19 protein-coding genes are annotated in these 22,338 nt (G+C 42.9%); 8 read left to right on the forward strand and 11 right to left on the reverse strand.

What is annotated here, in order from left to right; all coding sequences use genetic code 11:
- Window positions 1–446: 446 nt before the first annotated feature.
- Window positions 447–1,550: an AbrB family transcriptional regulator gene (locus BTO28_RS01620; RefSeq protein WP_076763436.1), complete on the reverse strand. Its 1,104-nt coding sequence runs from the start codon at window positions 1,548–1,550 to the stop codon at window positions 447–449.
- A 122-nt stretch (window positions 1,551–1,672) separates the two neighbouring features.
- Here BTO28_RS01620 and BTO28_RS01625 point away from each other — a divergent pair, with 122 nt between their 5' ends.
- Window positions 1,673–2,545: a LysR family transcriptional regulator gene (locus BTO28_RS01625; RefSeq protein ID WP_076763439.1), complete on the forward strand. Its 873-nt coding sequence runs from the start codon at window positions 1,673–1,675 to the stop codon at window positions 2,543–2,545.
- A gap of 61 nt (window positions 2,546–2,606) precedes the next feature.
- Here the strand turns inward: BTO28_RS01625 and BTO28_RS01630 are convergent, their stop codons facing one another.
- Window positions 2,607–3,251: an SDR family oxidoreductase gene (locus tag BTO28_RS01630; RefSeq protein WP_076763441.1), complete on the reverse strand. Its 645-nt coding sequence runs from the start codon at window positions 3,249–3,251 to the stop codon at window positions 2,607–2,609.
- 380 nt (window positions 3,252–3,631) lie between these two features.
- On the opposite strand from BTO28_RS01630, the gene BTO28_RS01635 reads away from it, so the two are divergent.
- The gene (locus BTO28_RS01635; RefSeq protein ID WP_076763443.1) at window positions 3,632–4,702 is read left to right on the forward strand and encodes a tartrate dehydrogenase; all 1,071 of its coding nucleotides are present in this window, start codon (window positions 3,632–3,634) and stop codon (window positions 4,700–4,702) included.
- Between the two features lie 102 nt (window positions 4,703–4,804).
- Here BTO28_RS01635 and BTO28_RS01640 read toward each other — a convergent pair whose 3' ends face one another.
- From BTO28_RS01640 to BTO28_RS01660, 5 genes are all read right to left on the reverse strand, one after another.
- Window positions 4,805–5,659: a Cof-type HAD-IIB family hydrolase gene (locus BTO28_RS01640; protein ID WP_076763445.1), complete on the reverse strand. Its 855-nt coding sequence runs from the start codon at window positions 5,657–5,659 to the stop codon at window positions 4,805–4,807.
- 2 nt (window positions 5,660–5,661) lie between these two features.
- Complete coding sequence (locus BTO28_RS01645) at window positions 5,662–6,414, reverse strand: inositol monophosphatase family protein (protein WP_076763447.1); 753 nt, start codon at window positions 6,412–6,414, stop codon at window positions 5,662–5,664.
- A 164-nt stretch (window positions 6,415–6,578) separates the two neighbouring features.
- The gene (locus BTO28_RS01650; protein WP_076763449.1) at window positions 6,579–8,738 is read right to left on the reverse strand and encodes a methyl-accepting chemotaxis protein; all 2,160 of its coding nucleotides are present in this window, start codon (window positions 8,736–8,738) and stop codon (window positions 6,579–6,581) included.
- Window positions 8,739–9,219: 481 nt separating this feature from the next.
- Window positions 9,220–10,413: a GTP-binding protein gene (locus BTO28_RS01655; RefSeq protein ID WP_076763451.1), complete on the reverse strand. Its 1,194-nt coding sequence runs from the start codon at window positions 10,411–10,413 to the stop codon at window positions 9,220–9,222.
- 37 nt (window positions 10,414–10,450) lie between these two features.
- Window positions 10,451–11,581 (reverse strand): FAD-dependent oxidoreductase, encoded by a 1,131-nt coding sequence (locus BTO28_RS01660; RefSeq protein ID WP_076763453.1) that lies wholly within the window; start codon window positions 11,579–11,581, stop codon window positions 10,451–10,453.
- 198 nt (window positions 11,582–11,779) lie between these two features.
- Between BTO28_RS01660 and BTO28_RS01665 the strand changes: the two genes are divergently transcribed.
- The 6 genes from BTO28_RS01665 (at window position 11,780) to BTO28_RS01690 (ending at window position 17,500) form a co-directional block, all read left to right on the forward strand.
- Window positions 11,780–12,775, forward strand: coding sequence for a LacI family DNA-binding transcriptional regulator (locus BTO28_RS01665; protein ID WP_076763454.1), 996 nt, complete (start codon window positions 11,780–11,782; stop codon window positions 12,773–12,775).
- Window positions 12,776–12,935: 160 nt separating this feature from the next.
- On the forward strand, window positions 12,936–14,372 hold the full coding sequence (locus BTO28_RS01670) for a sucrose-specific PTS transporter subunit IIBC (RefSeq protein ID WP_076763456.1): 1,437 nt from the start codon (window positions 12,936–12,938) through the stop codon (window positions 14,370–14,372).
- A gap of 71 nt (window positions 14,373–14,443) precedes the next feature.
- Entirely contained in the window at window positions 14,444–15,916 is a 1,473-nt protein-coding gene (locus tag BTO28_RS01675; protein WP_076763458.1) for a glycoside hydrolase family 32 protein, read from the forward strand.
- A 3-nt stretch (window positions 15,917–15,919) separates the two neighbouring features.
- On the forward strand, window positions 15,920–16,891 hold the full coding sequence (locus BTO28_RS01680; protein ID WP_076763459.1) for a PfkB family carbohydrate kinase: 972 nt from the start codon (window positions 15,920–15,922) through the stop codon (window positions 16,889–16,891).
- 104 nt (window positions 16,892–16,995) lie between these two features.
- Window positions 16,996–17,208: a helix-turn-helix transcriptional regulator gene (locus BTO28_RS01685; protein WP_076763659.1), complete on the forward strand. Its 213-nt coding sequence runs from the start codon at window positions 16,996–16,998 to the stop codon at window positions 17,206–17,208.
- Window positions 17,201–17,500 (forward strand): DUF2178 domain-containing protein, encoded by a 300-nt coding sequence (locus BTO28_RS01690; RefSeq protein WP_233129800.1) that lies wholly within the window; start codon window positions 17,201–17,203, stop codon window positions 17,498–17,500. Before BTO28_RS01685 ends, BTO28_RS01690 begins: the two co-directional genes overlap by 8 nt.
- 71 nt (window positions 17,501–17,571) lie before the next feature.
- Here BTO28_RS01690 and BTO28_RS01695 read toward each other — a convergent pair whose 3' ends face one another.
- From BTO28_RS01695 to tcuA, 4 genes are all read right to left on the reverse strand, one after another.
- Window positions 17,572–19,098, reverse strand: a complete 1,527-nt coding sequence (locus tag BTO28_RS01695) for a tripartite tricarboxylate transporter permease (RefSeq protein ID WP_076763462.1) — start codon at window positions 19,096–19,098, stop codon at window positions 17,572–17,574.
- A gap of 15 nt (window positions 19,099–19,113) precedes the next feature.
- A complete protein-coding gene (locus BTO28_RS01700) occupies window positions 19,114–19,566 on the reverse strand; it encodes a tripartite tricarboxylate transporter TctB family protein (RefSeq protein WP_076763464.1) in 453 nt (150 codons plus the stop codon).
- 64 nt (window positions 19,567–19,630) lie between these two features.
- Entirely contained in the window at window positions 19,631–20,656 is a 1,026-nt protein-coding gene (locus BTO28_RS01705; RefSeq protein WP_076763466.1) for a tripartite tricarboxylate transporter substrate binding protein, read from the reverse strand.
- A 153-nt stretch (window positions 20,657–20,809) separates the two neighbouring features.
- On the reverse strand, window positions 20,810–22,324 hold the full coding sequence (gene tcuA, locus BTO28_RS01710; protein WP_076763468.1) for an FAD-dependent tricarballylate dehydrogenase TcuA: 1,515 nt from the start codon (window positions 22,322–22,324) through the stop codon (window positions 20,810–20,812).
- Window positions 22,325–22,338 lie beyond the last annotated feature (14 nt).

The raw sequence follows: 22,338 nt of genomic DNA on the forward strand, positions 1-22,338 counted from the left end.
AATTCAAAACGTTGACGTTTTTATTGATTTTGTTCAGTTTTCAAGGATCAATCGCTATTAAGACAGCTATAAAATATTATCATTTTTCAAGAATAAAGTCAATATAGTTTCTCGAAAAAATATTTCGCAATCAAAGGGTGTTAGCCCTTCTCAAGCAGCTGTTATTCAGCAGAATACTAATATAACATTAAATTAAAATAAAGTCAATAAGAGCAGAACAAATAATTATTCATCAATAACGTTTATCGACTTTTTTATTCCGATCTTCTTTTTAAATGCCGCCTTAATAACAAGCGACGAATGTTAATATATCATAAGATCAAACAAAAAGTCAATTTTTTTATAATCTAAGATCCATTTAAAAACAGAGAATCTGCTGCTTAAGCAAATGCTCTGTTTGTGTTTCTTCTATAATAAGTGGTTGATCGTTAAGAAGAACTGGAATGTTAAGCAGATGCATGTGAATGAATCTCTTTCCGCATTTCCCATTTATGAATCTGTTTAAAAATTGGCGGCAGGATGAGGCAGACAGAGATAATCCGCAATACCTGCACAGCAACAACAAATGTCGCGTCGGCATCTATCACAACAGCTGTCGCGGCCATTTCAGCGATGCCTCCCGGTGCAAAAGCAAGTGCGGCTGTCATAAAAGCGATGCCAGTGATAGTTGAAACAAGATAAGCACATGCAAACATGGCAGCGATTAAAAAGAGTGTGCTAATAAAAGCAACCAAAACTGTCTTCCTCAATCCCGCAAACATTTCTTTACGGAAGCGCGATCCGATGAAAGCGGCGATTAAAATTTGCGAGACGACCATGACACTATAAGGCCAAATCGCAGCCAAATCGCGCCCCACATATGCCGAGCTGAGCGATTGGACGATCGCGACAGACACCATGCTCCCTAGCAGCCACGGGGCCGGGAATTTTAACTTTTTCCCTATATGATATCCTCCATACGCACAGACGATCAGGATTCCTGTCCATAATAACTGGTTCCATTCAAATGATGGCGGCGGAGTAGATTTTATTGCCAGCTGACCGGATGGATGAAACCCGAGCACCGAAACGACGATTGGGATAATGAAAATGACAAGGAATACCCGCATCGTTTGAATGATACTAACGACTGCCGTATTAGCACCGACATCTTCCGCCATCCCTGGCATCGCCGACAAGCCTCCCGGTGCTGTGCCAAAAAAGCTCGTCATCAAATCCGTCCGGCTGAATTTCCATAGAACTAGTCCCGACAGCAGCGAAAACAAAACCGACAATAGTAGCATAATCATAATGACCGCCCATTGCTTATGAAAGATGGATAAAACAGATAAGTTTATTTTTTGACCAAGTTCGATGCCTAAAATACATTGCCCGATAGAAAGCCAGTATTTCGGTGTACCCTTTTCCCCAATAAAATTTGGCTTAGCGAAAGAAATAAGTGCAGCCATTAGCAGTGTTCCGAGCATCCAGCCGATCGATAATCCTGTCAACGACAATAACCACCCGCCCACACCGCTTAGTGCAATAAACAACCATTTATTTTCTTTCAATTGACCAATCCTTCTTTCTGTCCCTTGTATAACTTACTATAATATACATAAAGGAATAAATAAAATACTCGTTTACTATTATCAATCATAAACAAATGTTATGTCTAAATGGAGGTGTTTTGATGGATGAACGCGATTGGCTCGTTTTACAGACACTATATAAAGAAAAGAACATTACAAATGCGGCGAAAACACTATATATTTCACAACCTGCTTTGACAAACCGATTAAAACAAATCGAGAAAGTGTTTGGAGTAAAGATTGTCAATCGCGGCAGACGCGGTGTACAGTTTACACCTCAAGGTGAATATTTGGCCAAATGTGCAAACGAAATGATTCAACGCATGCAATCTATTAAGGAAAACGTGCATAATATGGAGTACAAAATGACCGGTACATTACGTCTCGGCGTATCTACTTTTTTCACCGACTATAAGCTTCCCGGACTGCTGAAATTATTTAAAGATGAGTATCCAAATATTGAGTTTAAAGTCATAACGGATTGGAGCAGCCATATCGCCCACTTAATTCATAATCAAGATGTCCACGTAGGATTTGTGAAGGGCGATTACGGCTGGAAAGATCAAAAGCGGCTATTATTTGAGGAAACAATTTGCATCGCGTCAAAAGAAGAGATCGACCTGGATCACTTACCAGACTTGCCGCGCATTGATTATCGGACTGATCAAAACTTGAAGATGCTCGTTGATAATTGGTGGGCTGCACACTATACCAAACCGCCGCTTATCAGCATCGATGTAGATAAAGCCGGAACGTGTAAAAATATGGTCGCTAATGGACTAGGCTATGCGATTTTACCCAGCATGATTTTGGACGACCTCGAAAATCTGCACAAAATTGATCTAAATACAAGCGACGGGGAACCGATCATACGAAAAAGCTGGATGTTTTATCATGAAGAATCGCTTCAGCTCAACATCGTGCGTGCGTTTGTTGAGTTTATTGAACGCGTCGACCTGGATGCAATTCATTAAGCCAAAAAGAATAAGATAAAAAGACGAGATGACCGTGATTTCCGGACATCTCGTTTCATTATTAAATAGCGTTTAATGCTTCGCTAATTGATTTCTCGCCTGTAATCAAATCAAACGAACGGTGAAATGCACGTGCTGTATCAAGTGACTCGTAAATGACAGCAGCCACATCCTCACGCGGGATTGTTCCTCGTTCTAGTTTTTCACCCGCTTCTATTTTTCCTGTACCCGCATCATTTAACAACCCACCTGGCCGAATAATCGTATAAATAAGTGAACTTTGCTCAACTGCACGGTCGGCGTAATGTTTCGCTGCGTAATAAGGCCGGATGGAATTATTCCAGTTTTCACGGTTATTAGCCTGTAAAGCACTAACCATGATAAACCTCTTTACACCAACCTGCTCGGCTGCTTCTACCGTTTTTACAGCTCCATCCAGATCAATAAGCAATGTTTTGTCCGCTCCGGTATGTCCTCCTGATCCAGCTGTAAACACAACGGCATCGCATCCATACAGCGCATCTTTCAGCTGATTCACACCGCCTTCAAGGTCCGCGATCACAGCATCAACGTCTTTTTCTTTAAAAGCGGCCGCCTGTTCTTCTTTTCTTACCATGGCACGTACTTCATGTTTAGAACTATTTTGCAGCAGCTCAATTAGTTTTTGTCCGATTTGTCCGTTTGCACCAACAACCAGCACTTTCATAAAGCACCTCTTTCCATTTTATTTCCTTTATTATTTCAAATTATAATTATAGAAGCAAATAAGAAGAAACCATTTTTCAGGTGCAAAAAAAAAACGGATACCATCCACTGAATTCACATGATTTTAAGAGAAATGAACAAGATGCAGCCTCTCACCTGTAAGCCAGCCCTAATTACTGACAAATATCAAAATTAGTCAGACACAGGCTAGAATTAATAACAGTAGCGAGACATCATATCCCTAAGAGACAATTACGTTTTCCGTTTATCAAACAAATCTGTTCATTTTCTCTGCCAATATCTATCTTGAATAAAAAATGGTAAAATAGAGCGGTAAACTGTTTACTGTTTACAATACATAAGCAGGCGGAGGAAAAAATCATGGTCAATCCATTCAAAATCGCCGTCATTCCAGGTGACGGCATTGGTCCGGAAGTTATTGCAGAAGGAGTCAAAGTATTAAAGTATATTCAAAGTGTCGATGAATCTGTTTCATTTGAGTTCGAATATTTCCCGTGGGGCTGCGAGTATTACGTTGAGCACGGAAAAATGATGGATGACGATGGAATTGAGCGCCTTAAGCAATTTGATGCGATTTATTTAGGCGCGGTCGGTTATCCGGGTGTACCTGACCATATTTCTTTATGGGATTTGCTGCTCCGTATTCGTAAATCATTTGACCAGTATGTGAATGTTCGGCCAATCAAACTGCTGAACGGTGCGCCAACTGTGCTGAAAGATGTGACACCAGAAGATATTAATATGCTTGTCATCCGCGAAAACAGTGAAGGGGAATATGCCGGAGCAGGCGACCGTCTTTTTCAAGGTAAACCGCATGAAGTTGCGCTTCAGACCGGTGTATTTTCTCGCAAAGGAACAGAACGGATTATCCGTTACGCATTTGATATTGCCCAAAAAGAAAAGCGGTCACTCACTAGCATCAGCAAAGCGAATGCACTAAACTATTCAATGGTTTTTTGGGATGAAGTATTTGAAGAGGTGAGCAAAGATTACCCTGACGTGGAAACGCATTCATATCTTGTCGATGCGGCGAGCATGTTCTTTGTCATGGATCCAAAGCGGTTCGAAGTCGTCGTTACGTCTAATTTATTCGGAGATATTATTACCGATTTAGGCGCTGGTATTACTGGCGGCATGGGGCTTGCGGCTGGCGCAAACTTAAATCCGGAACGTGACTTCCCTTCCATGTTTGAACCGATTCACGGTTCCGCGCCGGACATCGCCGGAAAACAAATCGCAAATCCTCTGGCGACATTATGGTCCGCAAGCCAGATGCTTGAGTTTTTCGGGCAGAATGAATGGGCTGAAAAAGTATTAAGCCTCATCGAAAAAATGCTCGTCGACAAAACCGTATTAACACCGGATCTCGGCGGAACGGCTTCAACAAGTGAAGTAGGGGATCATATGGTGCAATTGTTGAAACAACTATAATGTCTGAGGCTATCTCAAATAATCACTCCGCTCTTTTGACATCCAAAATGAAAAATGCCTTACCAGAAGTCTTGGACTTTTGATAAGGCTTTATTTATTTATTTATTTGATCATTTTTGCGATAATATGCGCGACACCGTGTTCGTTATTTTTTAAAGTGACGAACTTCGCCTGTTCTTTTACTCCATCAGGCGCATTTTCCATAGCAACACTCACACCCGCAATGTTGAACATTGACACATCGTTAAAATTATCACCGATTGCCATAATATCCTTCCGTCCAACGCCAAATTTCTCTGCCAATTTCATTACAGCGTTCCCTTTTGATACATCCCGGTGCATAATATCAAATACGTGACTGGCAGAAGCCGTCAGCGTTAAGTCATCGCGATCCGCATACCGGTCCCATGCTTCTTTCAGCTTTTTATCATCAAATGAAAAAGCAAGCAAATTATAATATTTGTCCGTTTCCTCTAAAATTTCTTTATAAGAAGTGACAAATTCAAAAGGCTCCTGGCTGAATTGACGCTCGGCTGCTTCATTCATTTCCACAAGGTCTGCATCCGGGTTCGCTGTTTTCACTCGGTCCAGTTCAATGTTCAAAAGCTCCCGTCCGTTTTGCGGTGAATACAGCTTGTGCTCCGAAAATACTTCATAGTAAAAACCATTCTCTGTGAAATACTTTAGGATCTCCTCGGCATCCCCCTTTCGAACAGAAATCGACTGAAGCCGCGTTCCGTCTTTGTCATGAATGGTTGAGCCATTTGCGCCAATGATCCACGTCGATAAACCGGCCTCTTTCATATGTTGAAAGGCATCAAAATAGGCTCTTCCTGTCGCAATGACGACTTCAATTCCTTTTGATTGCGCTCTCTTTACCGCTTCTATATTTTCCCGGCTGATTTCATTTCTGCTATTCAAAAGAGTCCCATCCATATCAATGGCGATTAATTTCATTCTTAACCTCCCAGTAATTGTTTCAGCCCTGCAGCTGCCTGTTTTTGCCCGAACATTGTATATGGGCCAGCTTCAGACATAACCCCTCCTGCTTCTGTTACAAGTAATTGCCCTGCCGCAATGTCATAAAAAGCAGGACTCAAATACAAAGCAGCATCCCAGCGTCCTGCAGCAATATACGCGAGTGTAACTGCCGCAGTCCCGATAATACGCACTCTATATACATCGTTCACAATTTTCCCAAGCAGTGCAAGGCGCTGCAAGTTCGCCTCTTTGTTCCCGTCTTTTGCAAAATCACTGTGCGATACGAATGATTCCGCAAGACTTACATCACGGACATGAATAGGCTCCCCATCTTTGAACGCCCCGCCGCCTTTTGATGCCCAGTATGTTTCTTTTAAACCAGGCAATGCAATAACCCCGACAACCGGATCATTTTTAAATGTCAGCGCGATGGATACACCGTACTGAGGAACCCCAATACTATAGTTAATCGTGCCATCAATCGGATCGATGACCCATTCAAAATCACTGTCTTTTTCAATCGTTCCTGCTTCTTCACTGAAAATACAGTGGTCTGGGTATTTTGCTTGAATTCTCTCGATAATCAGTGATTCCACTTTCAGATCCATTTCCGTTACAAAATCCTTCGCCGCTTTCAACGTCTGCCCACCTGCGTTTCCGGCACGCGGCAATAAAAATTCACCCGCTTCTTTTCCAAGTTCAATTGCAAATGCTAAATAATCTTTATACATGCCCCACCGCACCTTATCTAAATATTCTTTCCTCTATCTTACCGTACGATAATGAGGGAGTCTAAAACCAAACCGCACGTAGCCAAGATATGAATTCTGAGGAAAACAAACGAACCCGCAGAAAGGATTCCACGGGTTACGCAACTATTTACTGACTCGTCTTCTTAAACTCTTGAAAGTTTAAATTTATCAACCGTCCTTCTAAGTGCAGCAGCGACCAGCGAGCTTTGTTCCGAATCAAATCGAACTTCTTTTATAAGACCGGCCATTTCTCCGGTTGATCGATCCACACTTTCCACAGTCCGGGCATTTTGTTCATTAATAACGGCAATATTGCCGATAATGTCTTTCATCTGATCCGTAATATCCGGCTGCGAATCAGATGTTTTTGCCATTGATACAAGGACATCCTGGACACTGCGGACAACTTCCACACCGCTTTTTACTTCTCCACTACTTTCTTGAATCGCTGTTCGAACAAGGGTCGAACTACTTTCAATTTGATCAAGCGTGTCACTAATTTCTTTCGTCGCGAGCGTTGTCTGATCAGCCAGTTTTCGAATTTCGAGTGCCACGACACCGAACCCTTTTCCGTATTCACCCGCTCTAGCCGCTTCAATCGCTGCGTTTAACGCAAGCAAATTAGTTTGATAAGCAATCGCATTAATCGTTTCTACAATTGTACCGATATTATTTGACAGTTCTTTAAAATTGTCAGTCAGCTTCAATGCTTCATTGACTTTATTTACGATGCCATTCATTTTCGCATCAATTCCGGCGACTTCTTTTTGAGCGTGCTCGATTTGTTCCTGGGACATCTTCTCCAGACCTGTCAGTGTATGTCCGACTTGATCAACCTGCCCCATCGCCTGCTGTACATCTTTTAGCTGAAGCTGGATAGCTTCAAGCATTTCACTCATTTGCTCAATGACCTCAACCGAGTCATGTTCGGCGAGCATGGTTTTTTCACGAAGAGACTGGTTTGTTTCTTCTACATCGAGCGCTGCCGATTTCACTTTGCTCATTAACTCATCCTGGCTATCAATCAGATTATTCACCCACCGGCCAAGCGCACCTGTTTCATCGTGAAATAATAGCTGAGAATCGAGACGATTCGTTAAATCACCGCCCCCTTCAGCTATTTCCCTGGTTATATCCGTCATTTTCCGGAGCCTTTCCACAATCGGGTTCAGTCCTTTTCTGTAAAACGCAACAGCTGCTATAGCACCATAAACAAGGCCAATAATTAGCCCAGTCCAATTTGGAATTGCCGGTATCCAGGTGGTGGCCTGCTGTAGAATAATACTTATTAATAGAAAAAAGACAAATTGCTTTTGAAGTCTCCAGCTGATCGATCGAACCCGGTACACCTCTTCCAGGTCCCCTTCACACATCATGCCCCAAATATCCGGAGATCCAGGCATTTGAAACGTGACCCCTTTCCCAATAACCGGAATATGCCGATAATCTGAATAGCCGGGAAATTCTACAAACAAGTTGCTCCCGTTTTGAATCGTGTTCTCCACACCAGGATGGAGCTCATTTGTCGCCGGATCAGTAAAGCGAATTTCAAATTCGGTATGCTTCTGAATTTTCACCGTACCCCAATGCTTTGTATGAACACCATCTTTTAAATTTTCACCGAATGTAAACGTACGATCTTCAAAACGGCTTCGAGACAATGCCGTTCCCGGCGAAATGGATGAATCCATATTAGACTTTGCCATAAATAAGTAATTGTCTCCGGAATCCGGGTATATATGGCCCGCTTCCCTTTGAATCAAATCCCCTAGTACATCATTCGGTATTCTGCCGGCTGCGATCGACACAACTTGACCGCGCTCAATTACAGGCTGTAAAAATAAAAGAGTCACCTCATCGTGAAAAGACGATGAGCGGGGATCAATTTCTTCCGTTACTTCATCGATATATGGCCCATACAATAATCGTTCTTTATTGTCAAATACATAAACAGCAGCTTTTTTAACATCTTGATTTCCAGCTTCACCTATCTGTTTACCATATGTAGAATTCGTAAATAGTAGTTCCGGACTAATCACAAATAACTCCGTAAAGTAACGATTTTTTTGCATTTTCTTCTTTAAGTAATCATTTGTGTCATGATCCGGAATAAAGGAAAGTTCCTGCGCAATTTTACCTAAAAAAACCCATTGTTCATGTGCCCATTCTGACAGCAAGGTCGTTCTTGTTCGAGCAATACCTTCAAATATTTCCGCAACAGAATCGGTCATATGACGATTTAACCGGTATGACCACCAGAGAGGCAATCCCTCCCTTACATTAAGCCAACCAAAAAACCCCATTTCTCCACCATCCCTTTTCATGTAATATAAAATAACATGAATACGTTATAAAAATTATTATATTCTGAATTCTTAATAATTTCAAGATTATTCGCTACCTTTCTCCTACAAAAAAACGGACAATTCAGCTTTTCAATACTGAATTGTCCGTTTCTTTATTGTTCTATTCAATTTTCAAATGACAAATTTCCTGGTTCATCCATCACTTTTCTCTGAATCTCCATGATAGTTTTAAAAGAAAACTGATCCATCCAGGCGTGGTTGCTGGCAGATGATGAACGGCCGGATTTTGACCGATATCGGTCAAATTAATTTATAGATGGCCTAATCCATTGAAAATCCGGCTTAAACATTGAGATTTCGGCCCAATTTAAAAAAACCGGCCTATGTTCAAAAATTCCTGCCAAAAATTTTGTCCCCAGCGCCTCCTACGTCGAAACAAAAACAAAGATGCAAGTGATGATATAACGCTTTTGATTGCTCAGGAGGCGGGTTCCGCGACTAAAAACGGCGGAAGCGGGTCTTTAAATGTTGACCAGTCCATGCTCATTTCTTCGTCTGTTAATAAACATTCGTCAAGGGACGTTTCGATTGTCTCCCTGTCCATTTCAAGACCAATCATGACAATTTCAGTTATTCGGTCGCCGTATGTATCGTTCCATCTATCTAATAATTCCGGCTCATCTTGCAGCATCTGCGCCCGTTTATTCTCAGGGTAAGCAGCGATCCATTCACCGGCACCTTGAATCATGATCGACGGACCTGCCTGTGAAATCATACCAGCCATATCGTTTCGAGTCGACAGCCAAAAGAATCCTTTTGCCCGGACAACTTCCACCGGCCATTCTTTCAACCATTCCATCAACCTTTCTGCATGAAACGGACGATGGCGGCGGTATACGAACGATGAAATACCATATTCATCTGTTTCTGGAACGTGCTCTTCGTTTAACTCTTTTATCCAGCCCGCACCCTCGCTCGCCTTATCAAAATCAAATAAGTGAGTATCGAGTACACGATCAAGCGGAACGTTACTGAAAGAACTTTTCATGATCTGCGCGTCCGGATTTAATTTGAGGAGCACTCCATACAACTCCTCAATATCATCTTCTTCCAAAAGATCCGTTTTATTCAATAAAATCACATTAGCAAATTCAATTTGATCAATTAATAAATCTACGACTTCACGCGTATCGGTTTCATCATTAGCTTCTTTCCGGTCGATCAATGTATCACCCGAAGCAAAATCATGCCAGAAACGATTTCCGTCCACAACGGTTACCATTGTGTCCAAACGGCAGTATTGCGATAAATTGATACCTAGTTCTTCGTCTACGTACATAAATGTTTGTGCCACAGGAATCGGTTCCGATATTCCTGTCGATTCGATCACGATGTAGTCAATATCTCCTTTTTTGACGAGCTTGTCGACTTCTTTCATTAAATCATCCCGAAGCGTACAGCAAATGCACCCGTTTTGCATTTCAACCAATTTTTCTTCTGTCCGAGAAAACCCGCCCTGCTTTATAAGCGCTCCGTCAATATTGATTTCACTCATATCGTTGACGATGACAGCAATTCGTTTGTTTTCTTCATTTGCTAAAATGTGATTTAAAAGCGTCGTTTTTCCGGATCCTAAGTACCCGCTTAAAACAGTTACTGGTATTTGATTCATTATTCATTCTCCTTTTTGAAAATCAGTATCATTACGATTATAAACTGGCAATAATCTTTTCAGCCGCGTGCCTTGCACCCGAAATATTTCGCGCTATTGGCCCTACCTCAAGCTCCGCGAGTGGTCCTGACACAAATAAATGAGGGCACCATTCCAGTGATTCGCTGACAATTGGATAACCGCATGTCGAACAAAGTAGTTTTTGTTCCATTATCAATCTTTCAATCCATGGCTGATTTGGTCTTGCCGGCTGAAACCCTGTTGCTAAAATCACTGTATTTGCTTCAATCTTAGAGCCTTCCTTCAATCCAATCGTGTTGTTTTTCAGGAAAACCGGTTCTCCATCTACTATTTGAAGCTCCTCCTTTTTCTGAAGGCGCAGCAGCTTATGAAATAACTCCTGTGTAATGGATCCTTTATGGCGGGCTTCTTTTATGAGTTCACGTCTCTTTTTATAGTCCTTCAACTTTACAAAACCGTTTAAATTTTTCGGTCCCAGCCATCCTGGATCGCTATCAAAGAGGTGCACACGAAACGGATGACGTTTCACCATTGTTGTTTTCCCTGGAAATATTGTACTTAACTTGATCGCGGTGTGTGCAGCTGTAATCCCGCCGCCAATGACAACAGCAGGACCTTTTAATTGTTGAAAATCAGGAAAAGCTTCATCAAAAATATGATAAACCCGCTTATTTGCCCATTCCGGTTTAATCGGCTGTTCGTTGACACTGATCGCAATGACAATATTTCTAGCCTGCATCACTTCTTCTGATTGCAAGGCAACCAACCACTTTTCATGCGATCGCTCAACATGGACGACCGTCCCTTGATGCCAAGCTTTTTGTATATGAATCTGACGCAGTACATTGTCCGAGTGCTCGTTAAATAACTCCACCTGCGGGCGTTTATAGTAGCCGTAAAAATCTTTACTGTCACCAGATGTGCTGTATTGTTTCAGGCTGAGCGGATGAACGTCAATATGATGCACGACAGGTGAACGCAAGTATTCCATGCCGATCCGGTTTGTGTTCCGTTTCCATCTCGCCATCGGTTCAGAGTGAGGATCAATGATCCGAATATCATCGATCACAGATTTCCCGCTTTTCACTAAGAAGTTTGCGATTGTGCAGCCATGAATGCCGCCGCCAATAATGACCCATTCGTACAATAGTTGTGTCTCCTTTTTCAAATCGTAATTATTACGATTTGAAGTATAATGTATTTAAAACCATTTATCAAGACGTAAAGGTTGTATACTTTTTCTTACGCTCCCACTAAACTTTCCGTTCCGATTTATTATAGAAAGCTATTTTCACTCATATTATTGTATAATTTAAAATGATATAAAGTAAACGGAGATGACAGTATGCAGACGATTGCGGATATTGCTAGACTTGCCGGTGTAGCGAAAAGTACGGTATCCCGTTACTTGAACGGCGGCTCGGTGAGTGAAGAAACAAAGAAAAAGATCGAAATAGTGATTGAAAAAACCGGTTATGCGCCGAACGCGTTTGCGCAAAGCTTAAAAGCGAAAAAGACGAATATAATCGGCACAATCGTTCCCCGCCTCGATTCCTATGCGACAGCGAGAACATTGCTCGGCATAGACGAAAAGCTTCGTGAAATGAATTACCATATGCTTGTCTCAAATACAAACCAGGATTTAAATCGGGAAATCGAAAACATTTATACGCTGGCCAAACAAAAGGTAGCCGGCATTATTTTGCTTGCAACACAAATTACCGATGACCACCTGAAAGCATTTAAACAAATTAATATCCCTGTTTTATTAGTCGGTCAGCAGCACGATGATGTATACAGCCTCGTTCATGATGATGAGACAGCCGGTTATGCGATAGGAAAATATATTATTCAGAGAGGCCACAAATCCATTGCTTTTCTCGGTGTCGGTGAACATGACATTGCCGTTGGCGTAAATCGGAAAAAAGGATTCAGTCAAGCGGTTGCGGATCACCACGATATTGATGCACGCTATTTTGAAACAACGTTTAATATGAGCGACGCAGCGGTTAAAGCACAATCGATATTTGATGAATTTTCTCCTTCCGCTCTCATTTGCGCAACGGACAACATTGCCATCGGAGCGGTTAAAGCCGCCCATCAAAAACATTTACATGTTCCCAAAGACATATCAATAACCGGGTTTGGCGGCTATGAAGTGACCGCCATGATGCACCCATCATTAACAACCGTCCAAATCCATTTTGTTGATGCCGGACGAACGGCAGCCGGTCATATAGTCAAACTGGTACAGGGGGAAAATGTGCCAACGCTGACCTATTCAAATTTTGAAATCATTTTGCGGGAAAGCGTTGACAATCGATCAGATCGTCGAATATAATCAATGTGAAACCGGTTCCCAAAAACCGTTTTCATTTTTTGACCTTTATTGGAACCGGTTCCTTTTATTGCCGGGTTTTTATTTACTTTCTGGTGGAACCGGTTCCTGTTTTAGATATGTTGTTTTATGGTCATAGCTTTATTAAAAAGGAGGATAATCAATGAATTACAAAGAAATTGCCCAGGAGACATTGGAGGCAATTGGCGGGAAGGAAAATATTGCAGCTGCCGCCCACTGTGCGACGCGTCTTCGCCTTGCCTTGCATGATGAATCAATTGTCGATCAAGCCAAACTGGACGGAATGGATGCCGTAAAAGGGACATTCTCTACCGGGGGCCAGTACCAAATAATCTTTGGCTCCGGTACAGTCAACAAAGTATTTAAAGAATTTACGGACATGACCGGTACAAACGGAATGTCTACAGCGGATGTAAACAGTGCCGGCGCCAAAAAAATGAATCCCCTCCAGCGCTTTGTGAAAATGCTGTCGGATATTTTCGTTCCGATTATCCCAGCGATCGTTGCCGGTGGTTTATTAATGGGGATCAACAACCTATTAACGGCTCAGGGATTGTTCATTGATGGCAAGTCTCTTGTCGAAGCGTATCCAGACATGGCTGATCTTGCCGCACTCATTAATACGTTCGCAAATGCCGCTTTCGTTTTCCTGCCAATCTTAATTGGGTTTTCTGCCACGCAGCGGTTTGGCGGTAACCCGTATCTTGGTGCAACACTTGGTATGTTAATGGTTCACCCTGATTTACTTAACGGCTGGGGTTACGGCGGCGCACTTGTCAGCGGCGAAATTCCATACTGGTCCATTTTCGGATTTGAAATTGAAAAAGTGGGTTACCAAGGAACCGTTTTGCCGGTTTTAGCCGCTTCATTTATTCTTGCGAAAATTGAAACATCCTTGCGGAAAGTTGTTCCTTCTGCACTCGATAACTTATTGACACCACTTTTAACGATTTTCATCACAGGCATTTTGACATTTACACTTGTCGGACCGTTTACACGTGCAGCCGGCAACCTCTTGTCTGATGGAATGATTTGGTTATACGATACAACAGGCTTTATTGGAGGTGCGATTTTCGGACTTCTCTATGCACCAATCGTTATTACTGGTATGCATCACAGTTTTATCGCGGTTGAAACACAGCTGCTTGCGGATATGGCCAAAACAGGCGGTTCATTCATTTTCGTTGTGGCGACGATGTCCAACGTGGCTCAAGGTGCCGCAACACTTGCCGTCTTCATGATGACAAAAAACAACAAGTTGAAAGGTACCGCTTCTGCTGCCGGCATTTCTGCCCTGCTCGGGATAACTGAGCCTGCGATGTTCGGTGTGAACTTAAAACTTCGCTATCCGTTTATTGGCGCCATTATCGGTTCCGCTATTGCGACAGCGTTTGTCACATTCTTTAAAGTTAAAGCAATTGCACTCGGGGCTGCTGGATTACCTGGTATCATTTCCATTCACCACAGTTCCATTTTACAGTACATCATCGGGATGGTTATTTCCTTTGCAATCGCCTTTGTGGTTACAATTGTACTCGCAAAACGAGACGCAAAAAAAGGCGTTCAAGAAGCAGCTTAAAAAACAGTCAATGGTGGAGCGGTTCCTTTAATAGGACCCTCCATCTATTTTTCTTTAAAGGAGCGATCGACTTGGAATGGACAACAAAGCAGCGTTATACACGGATTGAAGAGGTGACGCCTCAAGAATTGCAGGCGCTGGAAAATCAGGTCAACGAAAGCCCTTGGCGGCAGACCTTTCATATACAGCCTGTTACCGGTCTGTTAAACGATCCGAACGGCTTCTCTTTTTATAACGGGGAATATCATTTATTTTATCAATGGTTTCCTCTCGGTCCGGTACACGGAATAAAGTATTGGTACCACACAAAGTCCAAAAATCTCACCAGCTGGGAAAATGTCGGAATTGCCATTCGGCCAAACGATGAGATCGATAGCCACGGCGCGTATTCCGGCAGTGCAATTGAATATAATAATGAACTATACTTAATGTACACTGGCAATACACGCGATGAAAATTGGGTGCGCCACCCATATCAAAATATGGCTGTTATGGACGCGGACGGTGCAATCACCAAGTGGGCTAACCCAGTCATCAATCATGTTCCGTCCGGCTATACCGACCATTTCCGTGATCCAAAAGTTTGGAAAGAACAGGACACCTTCTACGCAGTCATTGGCGCGCAGCGAACAGATGAAACAGGATGTATTGTGTTATACAGCTCCCCAAACATGAAAGACTGGACATTTGAAGGCGAAGTAAATACGAACATGGAAACGTTTGGCTACATGTGGGAGTGCCCGGATTATTTCACGATTAACGGACAGGGTATACTTGTCTTTTCACCACAGGGCCTCGCTCCGGATGGAGATAAATATCATAATATTTACCAGTCTGGCTATTGTCTCGGCAACCTTGATGTAAAGACAAAAACGATGACACATAGCGAGTTCATTGAATTAGACCGAGGGTTTGATTTTTATGCACCTCAGTCGATGGAAGCGCCTGATGGACGCCGAATTATGGTCGGATGGATGGGCCTTCCTGAAGTGGACTATCCAACAGACAAACATGGCTGGGCCCACTGTTTGACTCTTCCACGTGAGATCTCAATTGAAAAGGGGAAACTAATGCAGCGTCCAGTTCGTGAACTTGAATTAAAACGCGGCACAAAAGTGGAAGCAGAAGATGTGTTAAAAAATGAAAGTAAGTCGTTTGATGGTTTTTATGGATCATCATTTGAACTCATCGCCGAATTTATCAATGCAGATGCAGATTCATTCGGGATTGAATTTCGTGTGAGCGAACAGGAAAAAACAGTGCTTCTGTACGATGCTGCCCAGAAAAAAGTCGTTCTGGACCGGTCAAATTCCGGGGCTCCTGTCGGCACAGCGTTTGGAACGAGCCGTCAGTGTATCCTTGATGCTACAAAGTTGAAATTTCATTTATTTGTGGATACATCATCGGTTGAAATTTTTGTAAATGACGGTGAAGAAGTATTCACGAGCCGGATTTTTCCTGACAAAGAAAGCATTGGCATACGATTTTTCGCACACAGCGGGCAGGCATCATGCAAAGCTGTAAAATGGACAATTGGAGGATAAATAGTGGGTATTTTATATTCGATTGGTGAAGTATTGATTGACTTCATTCCGCTTCAAAAAGGACGGGCATTAAAAGATGTTGTCTCATTCGAACGGGCTCCAGGCGGTGCACCTGCCAATGTGGCGGCAGCTGTCGCCAAACTCGGCGGTCGTTCTGCCATGATAACGAAGCTCGGTGCTGATGCGTTTGGAGATTTTTTATTAGAAAAGCTAGAAGAAGCCGGTGTGGAAACACGGTATGTCATTCGAACAAAAGAAGCAAATACCGGGCTTGCATTTGTCTCTCTTCGTGAAGACGGCGAACGTGATTTTTCCTTTTACCGGAATCCTTCTGCGGACTTGTTGCTGACAGAGGATGAAGTGAATGAGTCGCTTTTTGAGTCAGGCGATATCCTGCATTTTTGCTCAGTCGATTTAGTCGACAGTCCGATGAAACAGGCACATGTAAAAGCCATTCAGTCGGCGAAAGAACGCGGTGCATTAATCAGCTTTGACCCGAATGTGCGCCTTCCACTTTGGGACAGCCCAGAGGCGTGCCGCGAAACCATTCTTGACTTTATTCCAACCGCGCACATCGTGAAAATTTCAGATGAAGAACTTGCGTTTGTAACCGGCATTCAAAATGAAGATGACGCAATTGACTCTCTCTTTGTTGGTGATGTGCAAGCAGTTATTTTCACAAAAGGCGCTGGCGGTGCAACTCTTTATCTAAATAACCTGTCCGTTGACGCAGGCGGTTTTTCTGTCGATGTGCAGGATACAACAGGTGCCGGAGATGCCTTTATCGGTGCTTTACTTTATCGGTTGTTAGATGCAGGTGCGGATCAACATGAGTTAAAGACTGTGCTGGAACGAGACGGTCAGTCGATACTTTCATTCGCCAACGCAGCCGGTGCCATCACAACAACTGGCAAAGGCGCTATTTCATCATTGCCATCAAAAAAACAAATTGAAGACATGATCAAAGCCCCGTAACCAATTTACGGGGTTTTTAGTGTCCTTTTCTTTAAAGGAAACTTGACAATCGCTTGTATGTAAAGTCTTTACGTAAAGCTGGCTTTACAAAAGGACTGAATCGAATGCAAAACATCATTAAAGAAAAACGCACCTCTCTACATATTACCCAAGAAGAACTTTCGCAAAAACTGAATGTATCCAGGCAGACGATTATCTCTCTTGAAAAAGGGAAATACAAACCGTCACTTGTTCTGGCGCATAAGCTTGCACAGATTTTCAGCTGTACGATTGAGGATTTATTTATTTTTGAAGGGGATGAGAACATTGATGAATAATGTAATTGCTTTATCTGGTCTGATCGGAGGATTGGTGATTGCCTCACTCGTTTTTTTGATTAATCGAAAAATCGGGACGAAAAAGCGGTGGTTTGACGAACGTTATAAGCAGGTCAGCACACTGGCACGCGCCGCCTCTTGGAATATCACATTCGCTGTCCTGCTTATCGCCTGGGCTGTCGTTATTATCGTTGACGGTATATCTTTTTCATTCTTTTTAATGACAGCGCTTTATATAGCTCATTGTATCGGATTTTTAGCCACATCTATCTATTTTTCAAGAGATCACTAAATGACAGAAACACGATGTTCTAGTGGCTAAGCTCCTGATTTCTAGTCAGGAGCTTCTCTTTCCCGTCTATTTTATCCTTCTTCATTTGTAATCACATTTTTCCCTCTCATTTTTAAGACAACAGGGATTAGTATCCATAATAGCGCAAAAATAAGAAAGATAAGTGATATTGGGCTTTGTAAGAAGATCATGAAATCCCCATCTGATCCCGTAAGTGCGCGCCGCATATTATTTTCAATCATGGGTCCTAAAACGAGTCCAAGTACAAGTGGAGCAAGTGGAAAATCGTGTTTTGCCAGAAAATAACCGGCAGCGCCGCATGCAAGAAGCAGGAGTAAGTCAAACATCGTATTCTGCACTGCATATACGCCAAAGATGGAGATGGCGATAATAATTGGCAGCAAATATTTTTTCGGTGTTTCAATAATTTTTGAAAATACTTTTACGAGCGGCATATTTAGGACAAGCAGCATAACGTTGCCGATAAACATACTCGCAATAAGACCCCATGCCACTTCCGGATGGTCGTCAAACAACAGTGGACCCGGCTGCACATCATACATAATTAATGCACCCATTAAAATAGCCGTTGTACCGGAACCCGGTATACCAAGCGTAAGCAATGGAATCAAGGCTCCTCCTGAGGCAGCGTTATTTGCAGATTCAGGCGCGGCCACCCCTTCAATGGCTCCTTGACCAAATTTCTTCGGATCTTTGCTAATTTTTTTCTCCATGATATAAGAAAAGAAAGAAGCTAATGTCGCCCCTGCACCGGGTAAAACACCGATAAAGAATCCTAACAATGATCCTCTCGTAATGGGGGCAGCGCTGTCTTTAAGGTCCTGTTTTGTCGGCAAAATTTTCTTTACCTTAATGATATCACCATCACCATTGTCTTTTTCCAAAATGGTTTTAAACACTTCACCAAGCGCAAACAAACCGACCGCTATCGTTAAAAATTCCAGACCTGAATATAGGTTAGGATTATCGTACGTAAACCGGCTGACTCCTGACACACTGTCGATTCCAATTGTCGCCATCAATAAACCTACAACAGTCATCATGAGCGCTTTCGTCATCGAACTACCGGCCAGCCCGCTGACCGCGCATAGTCCTAATAGCATTAATGAAAAATATTCCGCCGGACCGAATTCAAGCGCAATATTAGACAACGGCTCCGCGAGCAATACGAGCCCGATTAACGAAACAATGCCTGCCACAAAAGATCCGATCGCGGCAATCGATAAGGCAGCGCCCGCCCGCCCTTTTTTCGCCATCTGATAACCATCCAGCACGGTCACCACTGATGAGGATTCACCGGGCGTATTTAACAAAATGGACGTGGTTGATCCGCCGTACATCGCACCGTAGTATACCCCCGCAAGCAATATAATGGAACTTGCCGCTGCGGATTGCGGATCAAGCCCGCTCGTAATTGTTGCGGTCACCGGAATAAGCAAAGCGACCCCACTCATTGGTCCAATACCAGGAAGCACACCCACAGCCGTTCCAATCAAAACACCAAAAAAAGCAAATGCGATATTATGCCATTGAAGAGCAATAGAAAATCCATCTCCGAGAAAATGAAGTGCTTCCAATCCGCTCACCTCCAGTTAAAAAAATACAGGAAAACCTGGTAATGTCCCATCTAGCACTTTTACAAATACATAATATATTCCAAATGAAAATCCGCCTGCGATTACAAGTGATTTCAACCATTTTCCTTTTTCCATCACTTGAAACCCGATTGTTAAAAAGACAAACGTCGTAATAACATATCCGAGTTTTTCAAGGAACAGCGCATATAAAATCGCTGCAGCAAAAATAATGATGAATTTTTTGTAGTCCAGCGCCCCTGTGGCCGCTTTATCTTGAGACGTTCCTCTCGTTTCGAACAAGAGACGCAAACTAAGCAAAATTAATAGGATACCAAGACCCATCGGAAAAATATCCGGACCTACGTTGCTTCCATAAGCCGTTTCAGAAATTTTGCGGCTCTCGAAAATGAAGCATGCTCCAATAACGATAAAAATTATTGCCGCATATCGGTCAAAGCTGAAGGCCATGTGTTTGTTCACCCCCGAAATGAATGAGAGGAAAGAGAGCGTCCCTTTCCTCTTATGAATCTGTCTATTTTGCCATATCAAGTGCTTTAAGCAGTTCAGCAATTTGCTCATTCTGTTTGTCTAAAAAGGCTGTAAAGTCTTCTGAATTTTTATAATCACTTTCCCATCCGTTTGTTTTCATTGCTGTCTTCCACTCTTCTGTTTCAACCATAGCCGCAATTTTTTCATTCCAGAAGCTCAGTGCCCCTTCACTCATTTCTTTCGGTCCGAATATACCGCGCCAGATCATAAACTCCGCATCAATTCCTAATTCCTTCATCGTTGGAACATTCTCAAGCTCTCCGCCTAACCGCTCCGGCGATGCTACCGCCAGTACTTTCACCTGACCCGCTTTCACATATTCAAGTACTGATGATGCATCCGTCGCAATCGCACCCGCATTCCCTCCAAGCAAAGCTGCCATCGCTTCGCCCGTGCCATCATATGATACATATTTGATCGCTTTATGATCTGCCCCTGATTCATAAGCAGGCAAAATGGAAACGAGATGATACATCGAACCCGGGCCTGATCCCCCCGCAAATGTTATCTTCGCAGGATCCTTTTTCAACGCGTCCACTAAGGATTGAAGATCGTTATATTCTGAATCAGCACGGACAACGATTGAACCATAATCTTTGGTCAACTGCGCTAACGGCGTCGTATCCTTATATCCAAAAGGACTGTTCCCTTCTTTTTTTAAATTGTTAATGAGGACAGGCGGCGAACCTGTAAACAGTTTATAATCATTGGCAGAATCCTGCGCCACATAATCTGCTATAAAAACGGTTCCTCCCCCGCCCGGCTTGTTTTCGACTGTTATCGTTTCATCTATCAATTGTGAATCGGTCATTACCTTTGAAAAAGTCCGTGCTGTCCGATCCCATCCCCCTCCTGCTCCTGATGGTGCTACGATGGTAATTGGTTTATCAGGGTATGTGCTTTTACTTTCACCGTTTACTGAACTGCTCCCGGAACCGCTGCACCCTGCCAGCCCGACTGCTATCACACTGCCCAGTAAAAAAGCTTTCCATTTTGCCGTCTTTTGCATTGACATTACACCCCTTTGTTTTTTCACTAGACCCTTCGATAATATAACAACATTTTTGAAAGCGGATACAAAAATAGGTCTTCTGTTAGGCAACGGTTGTGGACAAAGATCACAGACTTACCGAACATTCACCGTCTGTGATCCATTCATCATTTAATTTGCAGCGGTCTCCGCACCATTCATAGAAGCGAATTGCACAGCTGATGTACCAGCTAATTTTCCATACACAGCTCCTGACATTAAACCAGAGCCGCCCGGGTAGTTTTCGTAAAAAATCCCCCCAACCATCTCCCCTGCTGCAAAAAGTCCTCTTATAGGCTGCTGCTCTTTATCAAGCACTTGTCCTTCTTTATTCACAAGCAGCCCTCCAAAAGAAAACGTGATTCCACATGTGACCGGGAACGCGTAAAAGGGGCCTTTCTCAATTCGAAGCGCCCAGTTCGATTTTGGCAGCGCGAGTCCATTTGTCCCTTTTCCATCTTTTTCAGTCGGGTTATAGTCCCCTTCCTGCACCGCGGCGTTATACTCTTCTATCGTTTTCAGGAATTGCTCCTTATTCACATCAGGCAGTAAATTCACTAGTTCCCCCAGTGTGTTTGCCTGATAACATGTTGCTTCTTCCAGGTCATACTCTTTGCGAAGCATATGGCGTACTTGTGCATCGTAAATTTGATACGCTATATGGTCAGGCTGTTTTAATATTTCACGACCATATTTTGCATATGTGTAATTCCGAAAGTCGGCCCCTTCATCTACAAATCGATGCCCATCTTTATTAATCATCACACTATAAGGATATGAATGCTTTTTGAAAATATCTCCCGGCTTTGTGAAATCGCCCACTTTTGGTGCGTTGTAATCTGTGCCGATTGAATGGCAGCCAGACCACTGTCCATATTTCTGTGCACCGACAGCCAGCGCCATAGAGATGCCATCTCCTGTATTAAATTCAGTTCCTCTCACAATCGCTGCTTCCCATTCTTCACCGATGAATTCACTTCTCATTTCCTTATTTGCTTCAAACCCCCCGCAAGCGAGAATAACGCTATGCGCATTCACAGTGACGGCACCGTTTTCTTTTTCGACAACAATCCCTGTAACTCCTTCATTCTCTGTTACGAGCTTTACCGCACGTGAACTATACCAGATATCAATGCCCAGCTTATTTACCCGGTCGAAAAGCTGCTTCATTAAACCAACACCTTTATCTACTGTTTTCACTGGAAGACCACCCCAAAAATGGCGCTTCCCCTCCTGTTCAAACGATTGGTTATCATAATTCAATTCAAATGTAATGCCTTGATCCTTCATCCATACAAGCGTTTCATACGATTTTGAAACGAGCTGCTTTGCTAATGATGGATCGCTTTTACCAGCTGTCACCCGCATTAAATCTTCATAGTAATCGCTTTCTTTATATTCCGGCATGACAATATGCTCCGCCTGTTCGTCTGTCAAATCCGTTACCACTTGACGGATTGATTGTAAATCCTCGTATGCGACGCGGATGGCACCATCTGTAAAAAATGAATTCCCTCCTCGCTTTTCAACTGGGCCCTTTTCTAACACTAGAACATTCGCCCCACCTTCTTTTGCTGCAATTGCAGCACATAAAGCCGCATTTCCTGCACCAACAACAACGACATCATAACTAGTAGAACGACTCATTCCAATCCCTCCTG

The sequence above is a fragment of the Domibacillus epiphyticus genome, from assembly GCF_001975785.1.
Taxonomy (GTDB): domain Bacteria; phylum Bacillota; class Bacilli; order Bacillales; family Domibacillaceae; genus Domibacillus; species Domibacillus epiphyticus.